Origin of the sequence: Parapedobacter soli (assembly GCF_025460835.1) — a bacterium.
GTDB classification, from domain to species: domain Bacteria; phylum Bacteroidota; class Bacteroidia; order Sphingobacteriales; family Sphingobacteriaceae; genus Parapedobacter; species Parapedobacter soli.
The window spans coordinates 27864-46371 of record NZ_JAMXAY010000013.1 but is presented as its reverse complement, the minus strand read 5'-3'; the positions used below and the strand labels follow the sequence as shown (position 1 = coordinate 46371).

Sequence of the window (18508 nt, the reverse complement as noted above, 5' to 3'; positions counted from 1 at the left end):
AGAAAAGAATATGTGCGCAGCGCCAAATAGTGCATACAGAACAGAAAAATTACACGACGGCACGACCAATGCAAACTCGGTCAAAGCGGACATCGCTATACCGAATGCGACCGAATCCGTCTTAAAGTCGCGGTTCTACCTCGATTTCCTACTTAACACCACCAAGGACGGCGTAGCGGGTTTCATCGGCGGTTGCACCATCGGCAGTGACAACTACGCCATGCACAACACGGCAAGGCATTGGACAGGCCGGGGGCGGGGCCCATCCGGACAGATGATCCAGTGGTTTAATGACGCGGGGCTGAATACGCTGGGCACGGTCGCAGCGGTGCCAAATATCTCACAGCACAGCTTGTCGGCCTTTATTATAGAAGCTTTCAGCGTCCAATCGGCGTATTACGATAATGGCATATACGGCGTCCAGATTAACTCGGGGGCGGGCTGGGCAACCATCCAGTTCGGGAATATTCCTCAGAATACCACTATTTCCAGCCCCGTGACGGACATATCAGATTACGTGGAGTTCGGGCAGACTATTCAGGTTCGGTCATACCATCAGAATCCGGAAGGAGTATTTCTAAGCCCCACCATCAGAACAGTCACAGTACAGGCAGGTACGATCAATATGTATTACCACGCGACCACAGCTTCGGCAGCAGAGACGTCATCGACCCTCACAGCAAGGTACTACACCGTGAAACTATTGATAGGCGGTAAGCTCTACGCGGATTCAGGCGCATCTACACCAGTGCCTGATGGATTCTACGTCGATACCGCCGGAGGGCGTTGGTACCGTGTAACCGGGGGTGCGGGCGACGTCACACAATCCGGAAGCGCAGTGCCGGGAGGATGGCCATCTGGCGACCCAGCCAATTACATGCTATTCAGCTGGGTGGCCTTTGCCGTCAATAACGCCGCTAATGCTTGCGCAATCAGCGCACCGGCAACGACGTACAGGAGCTACTTGGATAACAAGCACTATGACGGGCCGTCGCTCACGGTGCTAGCAACCAACGGATTCTACTCAAGGGGCACCGGCCCGGCTAGGATTTGGGTGCAGATTACTGCCGGGGTGGAAGTGGCCAACGGACTGTGTGATGACCCATTATAATAAGCATGGAAACAGCAATAACAATAGCGGTAGTCCTATTAATCGCACTTGCTATCTACAAGGTGGTTGGCAAGAAAAAGGTAAATAATAGCCCCTCAAATGGAGGAGGAAAATCGAAAATCAATAAAGATTCAAGACATGTCTAAAATCAACATCACCGCTCCCATATCCGCATGCGAGCGCACCGGGCTGCCCAGGGTAGCGCGGTTTACCGACCTGTCGATCCATGCCAACGGATCGGTCCATGTCAACTACACCGAGGACACACTCGACAACAACGGCGAGGTGTTCCTGCCCGGCACGGACATCAAGACGATTAGCCACAACCCGTGGCCGGTCAATACGCCGGACGGCCCGGTCGAGCAGGAAATCACACCCGAGCTTCAGGCGGTCATTACGGCGGTGTCGCCAAAGATCACCAAAGTGCTGAAAAGCATCCAAGGCAGCGAGCAGGAAGGAGGTGGCAATGGCGAAGGCTAAGGCAACCAAACCGGAAATGGCCCAATATGGCCTTCTCGAATTCCTTTCGGGCAAGCTGGGCAACTTCAAGGCATCCGACTACGGAGCGGTCAAGCGTGCGGTCAAGCTTACCGAGATTATCGACCGGGCATTGCCGGAAGCTAATGCGAAGCGGATCGAAGTATTCGGAAAGCACGGCATCAAGCCCGGCGAATCGGTAACGGCCGAGCATCCGAAGTTCCAGGAGCTGACTGCGGACCTTGACGCCATCGCGAATGAGGAATCCTCCGTATCCATAGCAGAGCTCCGGATCTTCTCCACCGAGGAGTTCGAGCGAGACGCGATCAGAGACGGCGGACTTGACTACCGTGATGCTGGCGTGCTGGGCAAGTGGCTGGTGAAGGAGTAACTATTTAATCCCACATAAATCATGAAAACAATCTGGCAACGTCTCAACTCGGAGACACCGAAATTCTGGAAGAAGGCGATGGCGCTGGGCGCCACTCTTACGGCCATCTCGGCCGCACTGGTACTGGCCCCCGACAACATTGCCCTGTCTGAACAGGTGCGGCAGGTAGCGGGCTACGTGGCTACTGCTGGCTTCGTCCTTACGGCCGTGGCTAAGGTCACGACGGCAGACCAAGCACTTAGCGAGAAGTAGCCATGAACCAGTTCTGGCAACATATCGCGCCGAAGATCCGGACGTCATCCCAAGTGGATGGCGTCAAGCGGATCGTTGATTCCGCGCTCATTCACGCGATCGGAAGCAAGTACCACCTCGCGTACATCCTTGCATCTGTTTATCACGAAACGGGAGGCAAGATGCAACCGACCGTAGAGAATCTTAACTACACGTCAGCGGAGCGGTTAATGCAGGTATGGCCTAGCCGCTTCCCAACGATCGCGAGCGCATTGCCTTATGTCAGGCAGCCGCAGAAGCTGGCTAACTACGTGTATGGGTCGCGCAACGGTAATCGGCCCGGCACGGATGATGGATGGCTGTACCGCGGGATGGGCGATATCCAGTTGACAGGACGCAGGAACTACGAGCTGGCAGGGGAGAAGCTGGGCATCGACCTCGTGGGTAATCCTGACAAGGCGCTGGAGCCAAGTGTTAGCGCCGACATAACGGTGCGCGGTATGCGCGATAGCTGGTTCACGGGCAAGAAGCTGGCTGACTACGACCGGGAGGATGGTTACGACTACTATAATGCTCGGCGCATTGTCAACGGGCTTGATCGAGCAATGGACATTGCCGAGCTGGCGGCATTCTTCGAGCGCGCAATAATTCAGTGGAAATCCGAAAAATTCTAAGCAAATGACGCCCAACGTAATAGATGACAAAAGAGCTAACACGATTAACAAGTACCCACTCGCGGTTCTTGTGATGATCGTTACAGCGCTACTGACAACATTCATCAATAAGCTATTCTCCACATCGGACGACCGTAGCGCGGACTGCATCGAGCAGGTGATGTACCTGCGGGAGCGGGTGACGAAGCTGGAAAGGCAGGTTGATTCCTACACGACAACCATAATGGCATTGAGGGGGGCCAATACAAAGCTGGCGGATTCGCTGGCACAGAAAGGAGGCAAATAATGAAAAATTCAATCATTCTGATTCTACTAGCGTTGCTTGCTTGCGCCGCGTGGTGGATATTCCGAAACCCACCACAAGCAGAATCGCCTATCGAGAGGCAGGCAAAAGAGAATGTGAAGGTAGAGGCCGAGATCATCAGCCGAAAGGTTGATGAAAAGGGGCTTGAAGCGGTGATAATGGAGGAAACCGAGCATGTGCTTACACAGGCGGGGGTTAACCAAGCTACCGATAGTGCAGGCATCATTGACAGCATAATGAGGCTACTGCATGACGAACGGGGCGTGAGGAACCGCGTGCTGCAAAGCTACACCCAAGCCCGTGCCGAGATAAAGCGACTGCAGCTCGTGATGTCCGAGACCGACACCAGCTTCAACTACAAGGACAAGTGGCTCACCGTGGACGTCATAAAGCCGCTGGGAGACCGTCCGCCGCTGCTCAACCACACCTACAACATGGAGCTGAACTGGATGTGGTACAGTGAGCGCAAATGGCTGCTGGCAAAGCGCCGGACTTACGGCAGGTTCTGGCCGAACGACCCCAACGCCACCATCATGGGATTGAAGCACATTAGAATTGAGCCGCCGGAGCGTAATACGGGAATAGCGGTGATGGCCGTGGGGGAGTACTACCGGGGCGATGTGCTGATGGGAGGGGGTGTGTCCTTGGACATCGGCAGGTTGAGGCTACAGGGAAACTACCTGCATGATTTCGAAAGCGGTAACTGGTATCCGGCTTTCCGGGGTGGATATAAAATAGTTGACATCAAATAATAATATCATGATAACAATCACTACGACCGCCAAGACGGTCACGATCGAAACGGAAACGTTTAAATGGAACATCGTTAAATCGCGCATCAAAGGTCAGATTCCCTTTGCCAGCGGCACGAGGCTGGTGACGGAAATGGGCGAGATAGCGTTCCGTTATAATGAGGTAACCGGAAACGGGGAAGCATTCGGGAGCGCTGAAGATTTGCAGAATTGGATAGAAACCAATTGTTTTAGCGTAGGTGGGGGCAGCGGCGCGGGGCTGCAATCGATTCAACCGGGGCCGGGCATCGATATTGACGACACGGATCCGAGCAATCCGATCGTGTCTTCCAATTTCTCAAATCCGACGTGGGATGACATCGATGAAAAGCCCGAATTCATGGCCGTCGGGGCAACGGCCGCAGCTGCCCGGGCAGCCATTGGGCTTGGCTCGGCATCGACCCGCCCGGCCGGGGACTTTGATGCATCTGGTAGTGCTGCTGCGGCCGAGCTGGCGGCAAAGAACTACACGGATAGCAAGGTAGCCGGCATTTACAAATTCAAGGGATCGGTAGCAAATTATGTGGCATTACCAACAGATGATCTGACGGCAGGCGACGTGTATAACCTGCTCGATACCGACATGAACTATGCATGGACCGGAACCGAATGGGACCCGCTGGGCACGACCGTCGATTTAAGCAACTATTACAACAAGTCGGAAGCTGACGGACGGTATGCCACTGCTGCACAGGGAACATTGGCTAATACGGCTGTTCAGCCCGCCGCAATCGCTGCTATGGTTGAAAGCAAGCAGGAAGAGGGTAAGGGCTGGCCCATTAAGAACTACCTCCCTATCACGCAGGCAGACTACGAGGCACTTGCTGTCAAGGACCCATATACAGAATACGCTATCATTAACCAATATCCAACGGTATGAGATTTATAGAAAATCAGGAGGTAACGCGGCGCTACATCGGCGATACACTGGTATGGGAGAAAGAATTACCCCCTGTTCAAGATTTCAACTGGGAGGCAAGGTTTAACCTGTCTTATGATGGGGCTACGGGTGATGCGGTTGCCAGGGCGAATGTTTTGCGGCCGGTGCTGGACAACGGCAATATCCCAAACCCATTCGTGACCAGCTCTATCGTGGATACAAACGGTTCATCTATTTCAGGAGTTACTCTAACGGTTACCGATTCTAACCAGCTGAAAGGGGCGACTAACGATTCCAATCCACCGTCCACTCCTGATTCCAACCTATACAGGCATAGATGGTGGTCAAACAACGCCTATTCGCTGGTTTTCACAGGACTGGATGATAGTAAACGTTATCAGATCCAGCTTGTAAACCACGAGCCGGGGAGAAGCATGGGAGATATAATCACTTCTGCATATTATAGGATGGGTACAGAAGCGGGTAACAGGTTTGTAATTTCAGGAGACAGTGCTGCATCTACGCCAGAATCCTACGATTTTGATGACTTGGAGCAGATACGTCTCGATGAAATGAAATCACAGGGCGGACAGATAAAGATAGTCATCACGCGCGCTGGTTCTGTAAATATCAATTCATTGAGTTACTTTGTGGTTAGGGAATATGATGTGGTGATAGATGGTGTTCAAACGCTTAGAGAAGCTGGAACTACAGCGTCACCGCTGCCATTTGTGGAGTACATACCGGCTGATACAAGCACCCCGAAGCCTGCATTTATATTTCTGCACGGTTCAGGAGAGCGTGGTAACGGAACCACACAACTGCCCAATGCAATGAAGTATGGACCAAACTGGTCGGTGGCGATGGGTAACTTCAAGCAGGATGCTTATGCATTTTCTCCCCAGATTGCGACAAATGTGTACTGGTATGATAGCGGACAGAATCTCACGGATTTTATTACTTATGTCCTCGCAAACTACAATGTAGACCCTGATAGGGTGTACCTTATAGGATATTCAGATGGAGCCTCAGGAGTGGGTATTGGGATAAGTGCGGCAACCACGAGACAGGTTGCGGCAGGAGTAGCCATGTCGTACGACCCAGCTGTATGGGGGGATAATGCCGACCCTGATTATGAGGCGCACTTCGATATTGACAAAATAGCGGCGGTACCAACATGGACATTTAGAAATTCTGGTGAAAGCGTGAGTTGGGGAGGTTCTCCCTACACATTGCAAAACATACTAGATGGTGTGGCTGAATTGAATTCAATAAACCCCGGTATTGCCAAGTTTACTCAATTCAACGACTTCCTACATCAGTACCCTCAAAAAGTCTTCAACAGCACAGGCATGGGTCCAATGGTAGATAGCAACTACGACCCATTTGACCAAAGCATCTATGACTGGTTGTTGAGCCATAGTTTGTAGAGAAGAACAATTGTTTGGAGTTGTATGGGTTGATTAGCTAACTTTGTTAGCATGGAAGATTACAGTGGGGTATTGGAATTCGAATATTTCGGGGAGCGAAAACGAGTACCATATACAATGGATAACCTTGGAGGTAATACACATGTATACTTTCAGGATAAACACGGTGTACATCACATTTTCTTCTATCGCAAATCGACGGGGCAATGGATATTAAGTGGAAATTATGTCCTTAATTGGCCCAAAGATTTAATGGATGTGCTTTTTGAATGCTTTGATCTGGCCAGGAAGAAACATGGTTTATAAATAACCCCGGCTTGGTGTACCGGGGTGGCCCGCTCGTAGTACAGGCACTTTAGACATCGTTGGGGTTGCTAAGTGCACAAAAAAGCCCCGGCACTTCCGGGGCTCAATTATTAGAAGTTTTTAATAACGCTTTGGTACGTAGGTTTTATTTCCGTTTTTATTATAATAATACTGGCCGCCTTTCGGGCCTTGGTAGATGGTCTTACCCGATCCATAATTGTAAGCTTCTGGTGAATAGTCGCGGGCACGAGATCCTGTTGTGCCATTAAAATAATTATAATTTCCTTGTGTCGAGAAATTGTCGTGATTAGTGGTATTCGTGTTGGTCTTCATGTGTGGTTGCACATAAGTTCCATTTGAGCGATAGTAGCCGCTTTGGGACCTTACCGACGGATTCGTATATGATGGCGTCGGACTGTAGTATGATCCGCCGTACACCGATTTGTTCGATCGGTATCTCATATCAGGCGTTCCGTCCTTCTTGTATTGTGAGAACCCCGAAAAGCTAACCATCAAGAAGGCTGCGAGTAGAAAAGATTGCATAATTTTCATAACTTATTATTTTTTACGAAAATAAAAAAAAATTGCTTTTTTTTGTTTCTAATCTTTAGAATGTAGCATAAATACTACACAGGGATGGTAAGCATTGATATCCATTCTACCGCATTGTGATTTTTTATTCCCATTTAATCTCCTTCCACCGTTCAGCCATCATCCGCGATTTCTCTTCTTCTCCGACCCGAATGTATTTCAAGAATGATTTTTCGGTCTTGTGACCGGTGATTGCCATGATTAAAAGAGACGGTATTCCTAATCGGAACATATTAGACGCAAAAGACCGACGGGCGGTATGGGTAGATATCAATTTGTACAGCGGATGGGTTTCAAGGGTATCAACGCCCTTTTTGTTCCTGCGGATTGTGTAAGGTTGTTTTAATCCAGCAAGCCTGCACGCGACCTTAATTTGTGCATTGAGGTCGTTGATATGCATCGATGGTGGTGGACCACCATCATATTTAAGGAACACCTTCCGGAGCATCGGGTGATAAGGTATTGATACCCGGGCCTCGGTTTTGTCTGTTCGGACGCGGATAAAATCATCTTGTATATCTTGCTTCCTGATAGAGTTGAAGTCTTCAAATCGCAGACCGGTCCAGCATCCCACAAGAAATAGATCACGGGCATTCTCATACTCTTTCTGATCTGTTTCAAATATGTGGTTTTGTAGTCTTTTCAGTTGATCCAGATCGAGGGATACGGTGTCAGCCTCATACCCTGGCTTTATGAATTCGCGAGAATTATGACCTTGGTAATTATGCAGCTTGTCTGCCCCGGATTCATTCATCGCAAGCTTAATGACCTTAATCATCGTAGAGAAATAGCCGACTGAATGTCCCAACACATCATAGAAGTAAGCTGAAAACCGTTTGTAGAAATCACTGTCTACCAATTTGAACGGATAATCTTCTGTTCGTTCATGCTTTGCAAACTGTTTAAGAACGTATACTGTGCTATCGTATGGTTTGATGGTGTCCGGTTTGTACTTTTGGCCCTTACGTGGTCCTTTCGCTATCTTTCTGGCGCCCGATCGGCTCTCCGAAGCGAGGTGTTCGATATACGCAATGAGTGTTTTCGGGATATCCCTTTTTGTCTCGTCAGGAATGAAAATTTCACCGGACTTCGTGTATTGCTTACATATTTCACTAAATCGCACCGGATCAGGATAGTCCACCATTGTGTCAAACCTTGATTTGATAAATGCTTCTATCTGCGATAAACGTTCGTTTATTTTGCTGCCGTCGAACCTAGCCGTGACATCAGCCTGCTGCTTTTTCACATTGAAATATCTTGGCTCAACCTTCACATCGGTGGTGAACGGGGATCGGCAGTTGTTGAACCTGACAAAGCATCGAAGAGATGTGGGTTTATTTTTTATCCTTGTCTGCATGAGTACGAATCGGACGGAGTATTTCAAAGCCATGGCTCAAATATAATATCTTGTGCGGGAATTGTGCGGAAATATTACGACACAGTATTGGATAGTATTTTTGGGTATGACTAAAAAATGATGCAGTATGGTTTATACGGGCGACTTTTGAGTACTGTATTACTCCTTGTTTTCCGATGATGAGTATGAATTAGACCTCTCCGGGGTCACTTAAGGAGACACTACACAGTAGTTGTCTCTTTTTTTTATCAATAAAAATCTGTGAACCAAACTTTTAGGATCAGTTTTTGTTGCGCGCTGATGCCGCGTGTTGCGTCAGCTGGTGGCAGCACTTCATGAATTTATCGAGCATTTGCGTCACAGCCAAAGATACGTACATTTCGGCCAGTTAAAAAAACGCCCCCGCGTGCTTAGATGTAGACTGCGGGGAGCGTTTACAAACACATGAAAAAAATCGTTATGTCGTAATATGGGCGCCTAGTGCGGATAGCATTTCGCCTACCATGTCTTCGAATTGATATCGGGGCTTCCACCCCCAGTCGCTGCGGGCTTGCCGATCGTCGATCTGCTGCGGCCAACTGTCGGCGATACGCTGGCGGAAGTCGGGCCGGGAATACCAGGAGAACTCCGGTAGGTGCTCCTGGATGGTTGCTGCGAGTTGCTTGGGACTGAAACTGAATGCCGAAAAATTGTAGGCAGTGCGGATGCTGATCGCTGTTGATGGGGCCTCCATTAGCCGGATGGTCCCTGCTACTGCATCAGGCATATACATCATCGGCAGTATGGTGTCCGCATCCAGGAAGCAGGTGTACGCTTCGCCCCGAATGGCGTGGTGGAAAATATCAACCGCGTAATCGGTAGTGCCGCCACCGGCCATCGCCGTGTGGCTGATGAGGCCGGGGTACCGGATACTGCGTACATCCACGCCGTATACATCGTGATAATACCGGCACCAGTTTTCTCCTGCTACTTTGCTGATACCATAAACCGTGCTGGGCTGAGTCACCGTGTTCTGTGGGCAGTTTGTCTTCGGTGCGTACGCACCGAAGACGGCAATGCTACTGGGCCAGAATACACGGCATCCGGTTTCACGGGCAACCTCCAGCACGTTCAGCAGACCCTGCATGTTTAGGTCCCACGCCTGCTGTGGCCGCTGCTCGCCACTTGCCGAGAGGAACGCCGCCAAATGGTAGATGGTGGTAGCCTCTTCGGCGGTAACCAGCGATCGGACTGCATCGCGATCCATCACATCGAGCAACTGGAAGTTGGTTTCGACGGCTGGGTGACGGATGTCGGTAGCGATGACGTTGGCAGTCCCGTATCGAGCGCGAAGCGCCGATGTAAGTTCGGTACCGAGTTGGCCGTTGGCGCCAGTAATGATAATTTGCTGTTTTTGCATACGAAATCTGTTAAAAAGCAGCCTGCGCTACATTAGGGTTGCGGTATATCATTCATGTGTGATAGCCATTTGCTGGTGTAACCGCAGCCCTAAATAACGATACAAAATTGCTTTTTTATGGATAAAAACACAATAGTTATTCTTTATTTCGGGTAAATTTATTGTTTGAACTGAACAATTCCGTTTTTTTTCTACTTTTGATCAGTTCAAGTAATCATTGGCCGTTAAAGTAATTGATTAGTATTTTGGTCGACCTCGATCCCATAGATATCGAATTGCTGCGCATCTTGCAGCGCGATGCCACATTGTCAAATAGGGAACTATCTTTACAGGTGAATCGGTCTGTTGCTGCCATCCAGGAACGCCGGCGTAAACTCCGGGAACAGGGATACATCAAACGGGTGGTGGCTATCTTGGATAGGCGAAAGATAGACCGCAGCTTGGTGGCTTTTTCACATGTATTACTGACATCCCATAGCCGGGAGACGTTGCTGGGCTTCGAACGCGACGTACTTGCCTTCGATGAAGTGATGGAATGCATGCAGCTGACAGGTGCGTATGATTTCATTCTCCGGGTTGCCGTGCGCGATATGGACGCCTACAACCACTTCCTCCGCGAAAAATTAGCGACACTGCCCAATATCAGTACAGTGCAAAGCTTCTTCGTGCTCGAGGAGGCCCGAAGTGACACCGCATACCCATTGTAAACTCAATCACCGCCAGTTTTTTTCAGGATACCCCAACGCTTCTGCCATAGGGTTGTCATCGGCATTCCATTTCTTTGCGACTGGCTTATGTAAATGTTATGTCATAAGATTGGCTCTGCACATCGCTGGCGTAATTTTTCATTTGCTAATTGCTAGTTATGTTTTACTTTTGACCAAATTTTAGAAAAAGTCAAACAGTAAAAAGATAAAATGAACGCTGTGGATGATAAACGAAATCAGATAATCGAGGCTGCGTTGAAGCGGTTCTCGCATTTCGGGATTGCAAAAACGACCATGAGCGAAGTGGCGGAAGATCTGCAACTCTCTAAAGCAAACCTATACTATTATTTTCCGGATAAGTTTTCATTGATAGAGGCGATCGCCTACCGCATCATCGATGAGAGTGATACGACGGTCGAAAAAGCATTTGGTGAGGCAAAGGATACGTTAGACCTGCTCTTCCGTATACTGGACATGAAGAAGGCTTATTTCGAGAAATATTATATGCTCACTCTTAACCTCCATGAGATGAACATCAACGAAGATAAGTGGAAAGGATTGGCCAAAAACCTATTTCAACGCGAGGTGGATACCGTGTCGCGCGTGTTTAAACAGGGCATAGCTCGCCATGAGCTTGTAACATTTGACGTTGCTTCTACGTCTGAGCTTTATGTATCGATGATGCGGGGGCTTGCCATGTTCTGTGATCGTGCTACGCCCCTTGCGCTGATTGACCGGGATGAACTTGCCCGGATGTTTGAAAAGCAAAAACAGGCTGCTGCAATCATTATCAATGGTCTCCGAGAAAAAGAATAATATGAAGAAATCAATAATGAATATACGATTAATTATCGGTACGCTGCTCGTCGCCTTAACCGGCACACAAACCGTATCCGCCCAGCAAGTACTTACCCTGAAGGATGCACTCCATTACGCGCTGACTCATAGCGAAGCGGTGAAAAAGGCCCAGTTGGACGTGGAAGGAGGAAAACACCAGGTCGCAGAAGTCCGGGCATCGGCATTACCCCAGATCGAGGTCAATAGCGCGTTGAATTACAATCCCGTTATCGGTAAACTCGTCTTTGCAGGCCAATCCGTTACCATTGGCCAGCCGTGGGATTCCTACGTAGGGGCACAATTGAACCAGCAGGTATTCAACCAGCAGGTATTTACCGGGCTGAAAGCCGCGAAAACAACCGGTGAGTTTTATGAGTTGAGCGCGGATCTTACCGAGGAGCAGGTGATTGAACGGGTAGCCACCAACTACTACCAAGTACTGGTAAACCGCGAGCAGCTGAATGTGATCGATACCAACCTTAAAAACGTGAGGGTAATCTACGAGATTGTATCCAATCAGTACGAAAATGGGTTGGCAAAGAAAATCGATGTGGACCGGATCCGGGTAAATATTACCAACCTGGAAACGCAGCGCGAGGAGCTCGTAAATGGTATCGTGATGCTTGAAAACCAATTGAAATACACCATGGGCATGCCGATCGAGACGGCCATCGTCCTACCCGAAACGGAGCTGAAGGAAGTCCCGATGGCACTGGATCTGCCCGAGCAACCTAACGGGATGGACCATTTGGTGGAACTCAATTTGATGTCCAAGCAACTGGAGCTGCTGGATCTGCAGCATAAAGCCTATAGGGCCGAATACTTCCCCACGTTGGCGCTGGTAAGCAACTACACCTACACGGCGATGTCCGACCGGTTCAACTACCTGTATAAGAGCTCGGAGGATCCGATAGCTGCGCGGTTCGGTTCGATGGTTATAGGTCTCAGCCTGCGTATCCCCATTTTCAACGGGTTTGCCACACGCGCCCGCATGGGCCAGGCTAAGGTTGACTACCTCAAGGCCGAACAGGACTTATGGAACACGAAGCAGTCACTGAGCCTCGCCAATGAGAACGCGCGGATACAGTTACGCAATGCATTGAATACAATCGGTTCCCAACGTGAGAACGTACGACTGGCCCAGGAGGTGTATGAGAGTACGCAAAACAACTACAACAACGGACTGGCGCCGCTTACCGATTTGCTTGATACTGAAAATGCGTTGACACAAGCGCAAAACAGCTATACACAGGCCCTGCTGAATTATAAAATCGCCGAGATTCAATTGAAGAAGGCGAGCGGAGAGATTAAATCATTGATAAACGAGTAAACACCATCACACACACTTAATATATGAAACGGATCATTATCACCATCATCGTCGTTATTGGCCTGTTGGGCCTTATCGGGTGGGTATTAACCAATAACAAAAAAGAAAACGAGGCGAAGACGGCTGTCGTTGCCGAAACGGGCGGCGCTGTCGTCGTTAAGGTTGCCACGGTGAGCCGGCAACCGATTGTGCTGGACTTCTCGGCCAACGGCAACTTCGCCGCGAACCAGGACCTGAAGCTGCTTTCGGAAGTGAGCGGCCGCATCACACGCATTTTGGTCGACGAGGGTTCGCGGGTGCGTGCCGGCCAGGTGCTGGCACTGGTCGACCCCGAAATCCTCACCCTGGATAAACAGGCTGCCGAAGATGCCCTGCAAAAGTTGAAAACTGATCACGAACGGTACAAGAGCTCGTTTGAAACCGGCGGTGTTACGCGGGCTCAACTGGATGAAATCGAGCTGCAGCTCCGCAACGCAGAGGTTAGGCTGCAGCAGGCCAACCGCCGCGTGGCCGATGCCGCGGTGAAGTCGCCCATCAATGGCATCATCAACCGCCGGTCCATTGAAGTGGGGGCCTACCTGTCGCCGGGCACGGAGCTCTTCGAGATTGTAGATCTCTCGCAATTGAAACTGCAGGTGACCGCCAACGAAAGCCAGGTGGTCCACCTAAAAGTAGGGGATAAGGTCACCGTTACCAGTACGGTATTCCCTGCCGAGGAGTTTAACGGTAAGGTACGGTTCATTGCTGCCAAGGCCGATAACGCACTCAACTATCCGGTAGAGATTGTTATTGACAATAACCACTCTTCCGAATTGAGGGCGGGAATGTATGGCACAGCCAATTTCAAGTTCCCACAGGCGGCTCCTGCCATCCTCGTTCCACGCGGGGCTTTCATCGGTGGGGTAAACAGCAACCAGGTGTATGTGATGGATGCAGACAGTACAGCGGCAGTCCGCGATGTGGTTGCCGGACGGATCTTCGGCGAACAGGTAGAAATCATCAAGGGGCTTGAAGAGGGTGAAACCGTAATCACAAGCGGGCAGATCAACTTGGTGGACGGCGCCAAGGTAGCTGCGCAGTCCGACGCGGCCCAAGGATAATTATTTGTTTCTAATAGCTCATATCTCAAATCATGAAGATAGCAGAAATATCGATAAAGCGCCCATCCATCGTCATTGTGGTATTCACCGCACTGACCTTATTGGGCATCATGAGCTACTTCTCGTTAAACTACGAGTTGCTCCCCAAGTTCACCCCGAGCGTGGTGTCTATCACCACCATATACCCGGGGGCGTCACCCAGTGAGGTGGAAAATACCGTAACCAAGAAAATCGAGGATGCCGTAGCATCGTTGGAGAATATCAAGAAGCTCGACGCAACATCGTTCGAGAGCCTTTCCATGGTCATCATCGAGCTGAATAGCGGCACCGATGTAGACTACGCGCTCAATGATGCCCAGCGTAAGGTAAACGCCATCTTGTCTGAATTACCAGACGATGCGGAAGCACCCTCGTTGGCCAAATTCTCCATGGACGACCTGCCAATCCTTTCACTCGCAGCCACCGGCGATATGGATGACGCAGCGTTTTACGACCTGATAGATAAGCGTGTGCAGCCCGTGCTATCACGGGTGCCGGGGGTGGCGCAGGTAAACCTTATCGGCGGGCAAGAGCGGGAGATACAGGTGAGCATAGACGCCTCAGAGCTCGAAGGCTATGGACTGTCTATCCTGCAGGTGCAACAGGCAATCCTGACATCAAACCTCGATTTCCCCACCGGGAGTGTCAAAACGCAAAACCAGGACATCCTCGTGCGGCTGGCCGGCAAATATAAATCGGTAGAGGAACTGCGCAACCTCGTTATTTCCACAACCCCAACCGGTGGCCAGGTACGTATCCGCGATATCGCCGATGTGCAGGATACGCAAAAGGATGTTGAAAAAATTGCCCGTGTAAATCGGCAGAGCGCACTGTTGCTGCAGGTACTCAAACAGTCCGATGCCAATGCCGTGGAAGTTAGCCGCGGTACGCAAGAGACAATCGCCACGTTGATGGATACCTACCAGGCGGAGGGCTTGAAAATAGATGTGGCAAACGACAGCTCCACCTATACACTGGAGTCGGCCAATGCCGTGATATTCGATTTGTTCTTGGCGGTTGTACTGGTAGCTGTGGTGATGCTGTTCTTCCTGCATAGCATCCGTAACGCGGTCATCGTAATGGTAGCCATCCCGGCGTCGCTGATTGCCACGTTCATCGGTATCAACCTGTTTGGTTACACACTCAATCTGATGTCGCTCTTGGGTCTGTCGCTAGTGGTAGGTATCCTTGTAGACGACGCCATCGTGGTAATCGAAAACATTTACCGGCACATGGAAATGGGCAAGAACAAGGTGCGCGCATCCTACGATGCCGCTAAAGAAATCGGGTTTACCGTTATATCCATCACACTGGTTATTGTGGTGGTATTCCTCCCGATTGCCATCAGCACCGGCATGGTGTCCGATATATTGCGTGAGTTTTGCGTGGTGGTAGTGATAGCTACCTTGCTTAGCTTGCTGGCCTCATTTACGATTGTACCGCTGCTCACATCGCGCTTCGGTAAGCTCGACCGGGTGTCTGACAAGAATATTTTCGGCCGGTTCGTGCTGTGGTTCGAAAACCAGCTGCATCGGTTCACCAATTGGGTGTCGGGTGTGTTGAAGTGGTCGCTCAACCACAAATTCATCACGTTGGCACTGGTGACCGTTATGCTGATCGCCTCGTTTGGACTGCTGGCCGGGGGGTATATCGGTGGTGAGTTTTTTGCACAGGGCGACCGTGGTGAGTTTTTGGTGCAGATAGAGATGCCCAAGGACGCGTCCATTGAGCAAACCAACCAGATGGCCCAGCGTGCGGAAGCATTTCTGGCGACTAAGCCCGAGGTGGTATCGGTAATCTCCACCGTGGGGCAGTCTAGCGATGGTTTCTTAGGTACGCAGGCTACGGCATACAAGGCCGAGCTCACCGTGAAACTGGTGGGTAGCCAAGACCGGGAAGATCCCAGCAATATCTATGCAGCGAAGTTGAAACGCGAAATGGAAGATATATTGGTGGGGGCTAAGGTGAAGACGGTACCCATCAGTATCGTTGGTTTTGCAGAGCAGGCACCTCTCGAGATGGTGGTGATCGGTTCTGACCTGGATTCGGTACTTACGTATGCGGAAGGTATCTTGCAAGAGGTGCGCAAAATTCCGGGTACCTCCGAGGCCAAGCTATCGATAGAGAGCGGAACGCCCGAAATCACCGTGGAAGTGGACCGCGACAAGATGGCCGCGTTGGGTCTCAACCTACAAACGGTGGGTGCTACTATGCAAACCGCATTCAATGGGAATACCGACGGCAAATTCCGCTCTGGAGAATATGAATACGATATCAATGTCCGTTTCGATGACTACGATCGCCAGAATGTGAGCGACGTGAGCAACCTAGCGTTTACAAACGATAAAGGGCAGGTAGTGCGGTTGTCGCAGTTTGCCTCCGTCCGAGAGGGGTCGGGGCCGAGCCAGCTGGAGCGGCGCGACAAAAGTACATCAGTTAAGGTGCAGTCGCAAGTTGTAGGTCGCCCCGTGAGTGCCATCGCCGCCGATCTGGAGGCGCAACTCGACCAAGTTCGGCGCCCCAGCGGCGTAAGCTATGTCTGGAGCGGCGATATGGAGCAGCAGTCTGAAGGGTTCGGTACCCTGGGTATCGCACTGATCAGTTCCATCCTCCTTGTCTACTTCATCATGGTGGCGCTTTACGATAGTTTTGTGTATCCGTTCGTGGTGATGTTTTCCATACCCTTGTCTATTATCGGCGCGTTGCTGGCATTAGCGCTGTCAAATAATACCCTGAATATATTCACCATTCTTGGGTTGATCATGCTGATTGGGCTGGTGGCCAAAAACGCCATCATCCTTGTGGACTTCACCAACCACCTCAAGGCCGAAGGTAAGTCGACCCGCGAAGCACTCCTCCTAGCTAACCAGGCACGGCTGCGTCCTATCCTGATGACTACCATCGCTATGGTGTTCGGGATGCTACCGATCGCCATGGCCACGGGGCCAAGTGCCGAATGGAAAAACGGGCTTGCGTGGGTCATCATCGGCGGACTGATCAGTTCGTTGTTCCTGACGCTGATTGTCGTTCCGGTTATTTACCAGATCATGGACAATATCCTGCATCGCCTCGGCTTGGATAAAAAGGGACAGCCCATCGAGGAGTTGATGGTGGAGGACTATGTCCATAAAGAAGTGAAAGAATACGAAGAGGAGGCGGTGTAGCCCGAAAATCTGTGTATCTTTACGCACTTTAAAGGATTTACGATGAAGCAATACCTCGATTTGATGCGCTATGTGTATGAAAGCGGAGTGACTAAGCACGACCGTACGGGTACAGGTACCCGCAGTGTGTTCGGCCACCAGATGCGTTTCGATTTGAAAGCGGGATTTCCCCTGGTAACGACCAAGAAGGTGCACCTGCGCTCCATTATCCATGAGCTGATCTGGTTCCTCCGCGGCGACACCAACATCAAATACCTCAAAGAAAACGGGGTGAGCATCTGGGATGAATGGGCCGACGAGGCGGGTAACTTGGGCCCGGTGTACGGGTCGCAATGGCGGTCGTGGCCTACCCCGGGTGGGGAGCATATCGATCAGATCGCGAGGGTGGTACAGCAGTTGAAAACCAATCCCGACTCGCGCCGCATCATCGTGTCGGCATGGAATGTGGCAGAGATCGAAAACATGGCATTGCCGCCATGCCATGCCTTTTTCCAATTTTATGTGGCCCCGGCAGACCCCGCAAATGGCCTGCTCAAACCACAGCTTTCCTGCCAGTTGTACCAGCGTAGTGCGGATATCTTCCTCGGCGTTCCATTCAATATCGCGTCTTACGCATTACTGACCATGATGATGGCACAGGTATGCGATATGGAGGCGGCGGATTTTGTGCATACATTTGGCGATGCCCACCTATACAGTAATCATTTCGAACAGGTGGAGCTCCAGCTGAGCCGCTCGCCGCGGCCGCTACCGCACATGGCGATCAATCCAGCGGTTACCGACATACTGGGCTTCCGCTATGAAGATTTCGAATTGAAGGATTATGATCCGTATCCACGTATCAAAGCGCCGGTAGCGGTATAGGGTTTCAATATGGAGCATTCAACAGCACGTCCGCTTGTGTCGGCCATTGTGGCTGCTGCCGAAAACAATGCCATTGGCAAAGACAACCAGTTGCTGTGGCACTTGCCGAACGACCTGCGGTTTTTCAAGCGAACCACTACAGGCCACCCCGTTATCATGGGCCGCAAGACGTACGAGTCGGTGGGCAAGCCGCTTCCCAATCGCCGGAATATCATCATCACCCGGCAGGCCGAGTATGCGGTAGCGGGTGCCGAGGTGGTCCACTCGGTAGAGGCCGCTATCGGGAGCTGCCCGGGCGAACCGGAAGTGTTTGTTGTAGGGGGGGCTGAAATCTATCGGCAAGCCCTGCCGCTCGTGGAGCGTATCTACCTTACGCGCGTGCATGTTTCCTTGCCCGGTGATAGTTTTTTCCCCGAACTGGATGAGCGTGAGTGGCGTCTGGCATCGGAAGAAAACCACCCCGCAGATGAGCGGCATGCATATAGCTATAGCTTCCGGATTTTAGAGCGACGTCGGTAGGTTTTC

General features: G+C 50.8%; 19 protein-coding genes. 16 read left to right on the top strand and 3 right to left on the bottom strand.

What is annotated here, in order from left to right:
* Positions 1–10 precede the first annotated feature (10 nt).
* The 9 genes from NGM62_RS07760 to NGM62_RS07720 all read left to right on the top strand — a co-directional run bounded on the left by NGM62_RS07760 (position 11) and on the right by NGM62_RS07720 (position 6289).
* Positions 11–1111: a hypothetical protein gene (locus NGM62_RS07760; RefSeq protein ID WP_262246951.1), complete on the top strand. Its 1101-nt coding sequence runs from the start codon at positions 11–13 to the stop codon at positions 1109–1111.
* A gap of 99 nt (positions 1112–1210) precedes the next feature.
* Positions 1211–1591: a hypothetical protein gene (locus NGM62_RS07755; protein WP_262246950.1), complete on the top strand. Its 381-nt coding sequence runs from the start codon at positions 1211–1213 to the stop codon at positions 1589–1591.
* The gene (locus NGM62_RS07750) at positions 1578–1979 is read left to right on the top strand and encodes a hypothetical protein (protein WP_262246949.1); all 402 of its coding nucleotides are present in this window, start codon (positions 1578–1580) and stop codon (positions 1977–1979) included. Before NGM62_RS07755 ends, NGM62_RS07750 begins: the two co-directional genes overlap by 14 nt.
* A gap of 21 nt (positions 1980–2000) precedes the next feature.
* Positions 2001–2231, top strand: coding sequence for a hypothetical protein (locus NGM62_RS07745; RefSeq protein ID WP_262246948.1), 231 nt, complete (start codon positions 2001–2003; stop codon positions 2229–2231).
* Between the two features lie 161 nt (positions 2232–2392).
* Positions 2393–2884 carry a glycoside hydrolase family 19 protein gene (locus tag NGM62_RS07740; RefSeq protein WP_262246947.1) on the top strand — a complete coding sequence of 164 codons (492 nt, stop codon included), beginning with the start codon at positions 2393–2395 and terminating at the stop codon, positions 2882–2884.
* Between the two features lie 4 nt (positions 2885–2888).
* On the top strand, positions 2889–3170 hold the full coding sequence (locus tag NGM62_RS07735) for a hypothetical protein (RefSeq protein WP_262246946.1): 282 nt from the start codon (positions 2889–2891) through the stop codon (positions 3168–3170).
* Positions 3170–3940 (top strand): hypothetical protein, encoded by a 771-nt coding sequence (locus tag NGM62_RS07730; protein ID WP_262246945.1) that lies wholly within the window; start codon positions 3170–3172, stop codon positions 3938–3940. The genes NGM62_RS07735 and NGM62_RS07730 overlap by 1 nt, the downstream gene beginning before the upstream one ends.
* Before the next feature lie 7 nt (positions 3941–3947).
* Positions 3948–4859, top strand: a complete 912-nt coding sequence (locus NGM62_RS07725) for a phage upper tail fiber protein (protein WP_262246944.1) — start codon at positions 3948–3950, stop codon at positions 4857–4859.
* Entirely contained in the window at positions 4856–6289 is a 1434-nt protein-coding gene (locus NGM62_RS07720) for a carboxylesterase family protein (protein ID WP_262246943.1), read from the top strand. Before NGM62_RS07725 ends, NGM62_RS07720 begins: the two co-directional genes overlap by 4 nt.
* Before the next feature lie 426 nt (positions 6290–6715).
* On the opposite strand, the gene NGM62_RS07715 is transcribed toward NGM62_RS07720, so the two are convergent.
* The 3 genes from NGM62_RS07715 to NGM62_RS07705 form a co-directional block, all read right to left on the bottom strand.
* Positions 6716–7147, bottom strand: coding sequence for a hypothetical protein (locus NGM62_RS07715; RefSeq protein ID WP_262246942.1), 432 nt, complete (start codon positions 7145–7147; stop codon positions 6716–6718).
* A 124-nt stretch (positions 7148–7271) separates the two neighbouring features.
* The gene (locus NGM62_RS07710; protein ID WP_262246941.1) at positions 7272–8576 is read right to left on the bottom strand and encodes a site-specific integrase; all 1305 of its coding nucleotides are present in this window, start codon (positions 8574–8576) and stop codon (positions 7272–7274) included.
* 424 nt (positions 8577–9000) lie between these two features.
* On the bottom strand, positions 9001–9942 hold the full coding sequence (locus NGM62_RS07705) for an NAD-dependent epimerase/dehydratase family protein (protein WP_262246940.1): 942 nt from the start codon (positions 9940–9942) through the stop codon (positions 9001–9003).
* A gap of 233 nt (positions 9943–10175) precedes the next feature.
* Between NGM62_RS07705 and NGM62_RS07700 the strand changes: the two genes are divergently transcribed.
* From NGM62_RS07700 to NGM62_RS07670, 7 genes are all read left to right on the top strand, one after another.
* On the top strand, positions 10176–10649 hold the full coding sequence (locus tag NGM62_RS07700; RefSeq protein ID WP_315975856.1) for an Lrp/AsnC family transcriptional regulator: 474 nt from the start codon (positions 10176–10178) through the stop codon (positions 10647–10649).
* A 219-nt stretch (positions 10650–10868) separates the two neighbouring features.
* Positions 10869–11465 (top strand): TetR/AcrR family transcriptional regulator, encoded by a 597-nt coding sequence (locus NGM62_RS07695; protein ID WP_262246939.1) that lies wholly within the window; start codon positions 10869–10871, stop codon positions 11463–11465.
* Positions 11466–11481: 16 nt separating this feature from the next.
* Positions 11482–12816: a TolC family protein gene (locus NGM62_RS07690; protein ID WP_262246938.1), complete on the top strand. Its 1335-nt coding sequence runs from the start codon at positions 11482–11484 to the stop codon at positions 12814–12816.
* Between the two features lie 23 nt (positions 12817–12839).
* The gene (locus tag NGM62_RS07685) at positions 12840–13916 is read left to right on the top strand and encodes an efflux RND transporter periplasmic adaptor subunit (protein WP_262246937.1); all 1077 of its coding nucleotides are present in this window, start codon (positions 12840–12842) and stop codon (positions 13914–13916) included.
* Positions 13917–13948: 32 nt separating this feature from the next.
* A complete protein-coding gene (locus NGM62_RS07680) occupies positions 13949–17119 on the top strand; it encodes an efflux RND transporter permease subunit (RefSeq protein ID WP_262246936.1) in 3171 nt (1056 codons plus the stop codon).
* Between the two features lie 42 nt (positions 17120–17161).
* The gene (locus NGM62_RS07675; protein ID WP_262246935.1) at positions 17162–17983 is read left to right on the top strand and encodes a thymidylate synthase; all 822 of its coding nucleotides are present in this window, start codon (positions 17162–17164) and stop codon (positions 17981–17983) included.
* A gap of 9 nt (positions 17984–17992) precedes the next feature.
* Positions 17993–18502 (top strand): dihydrofolate reductase, encoded by a 510-nt coding sequence (locus tag NGM62_RS07670; RefSeq protein ID WP_262246934.1) that lies wholly within the window; start codon positions 17993–17995, stop codon positions 18500–18502.
* The last annotated feature ends 6 nt before the right edge of the window (positions 18503–18508 follow it).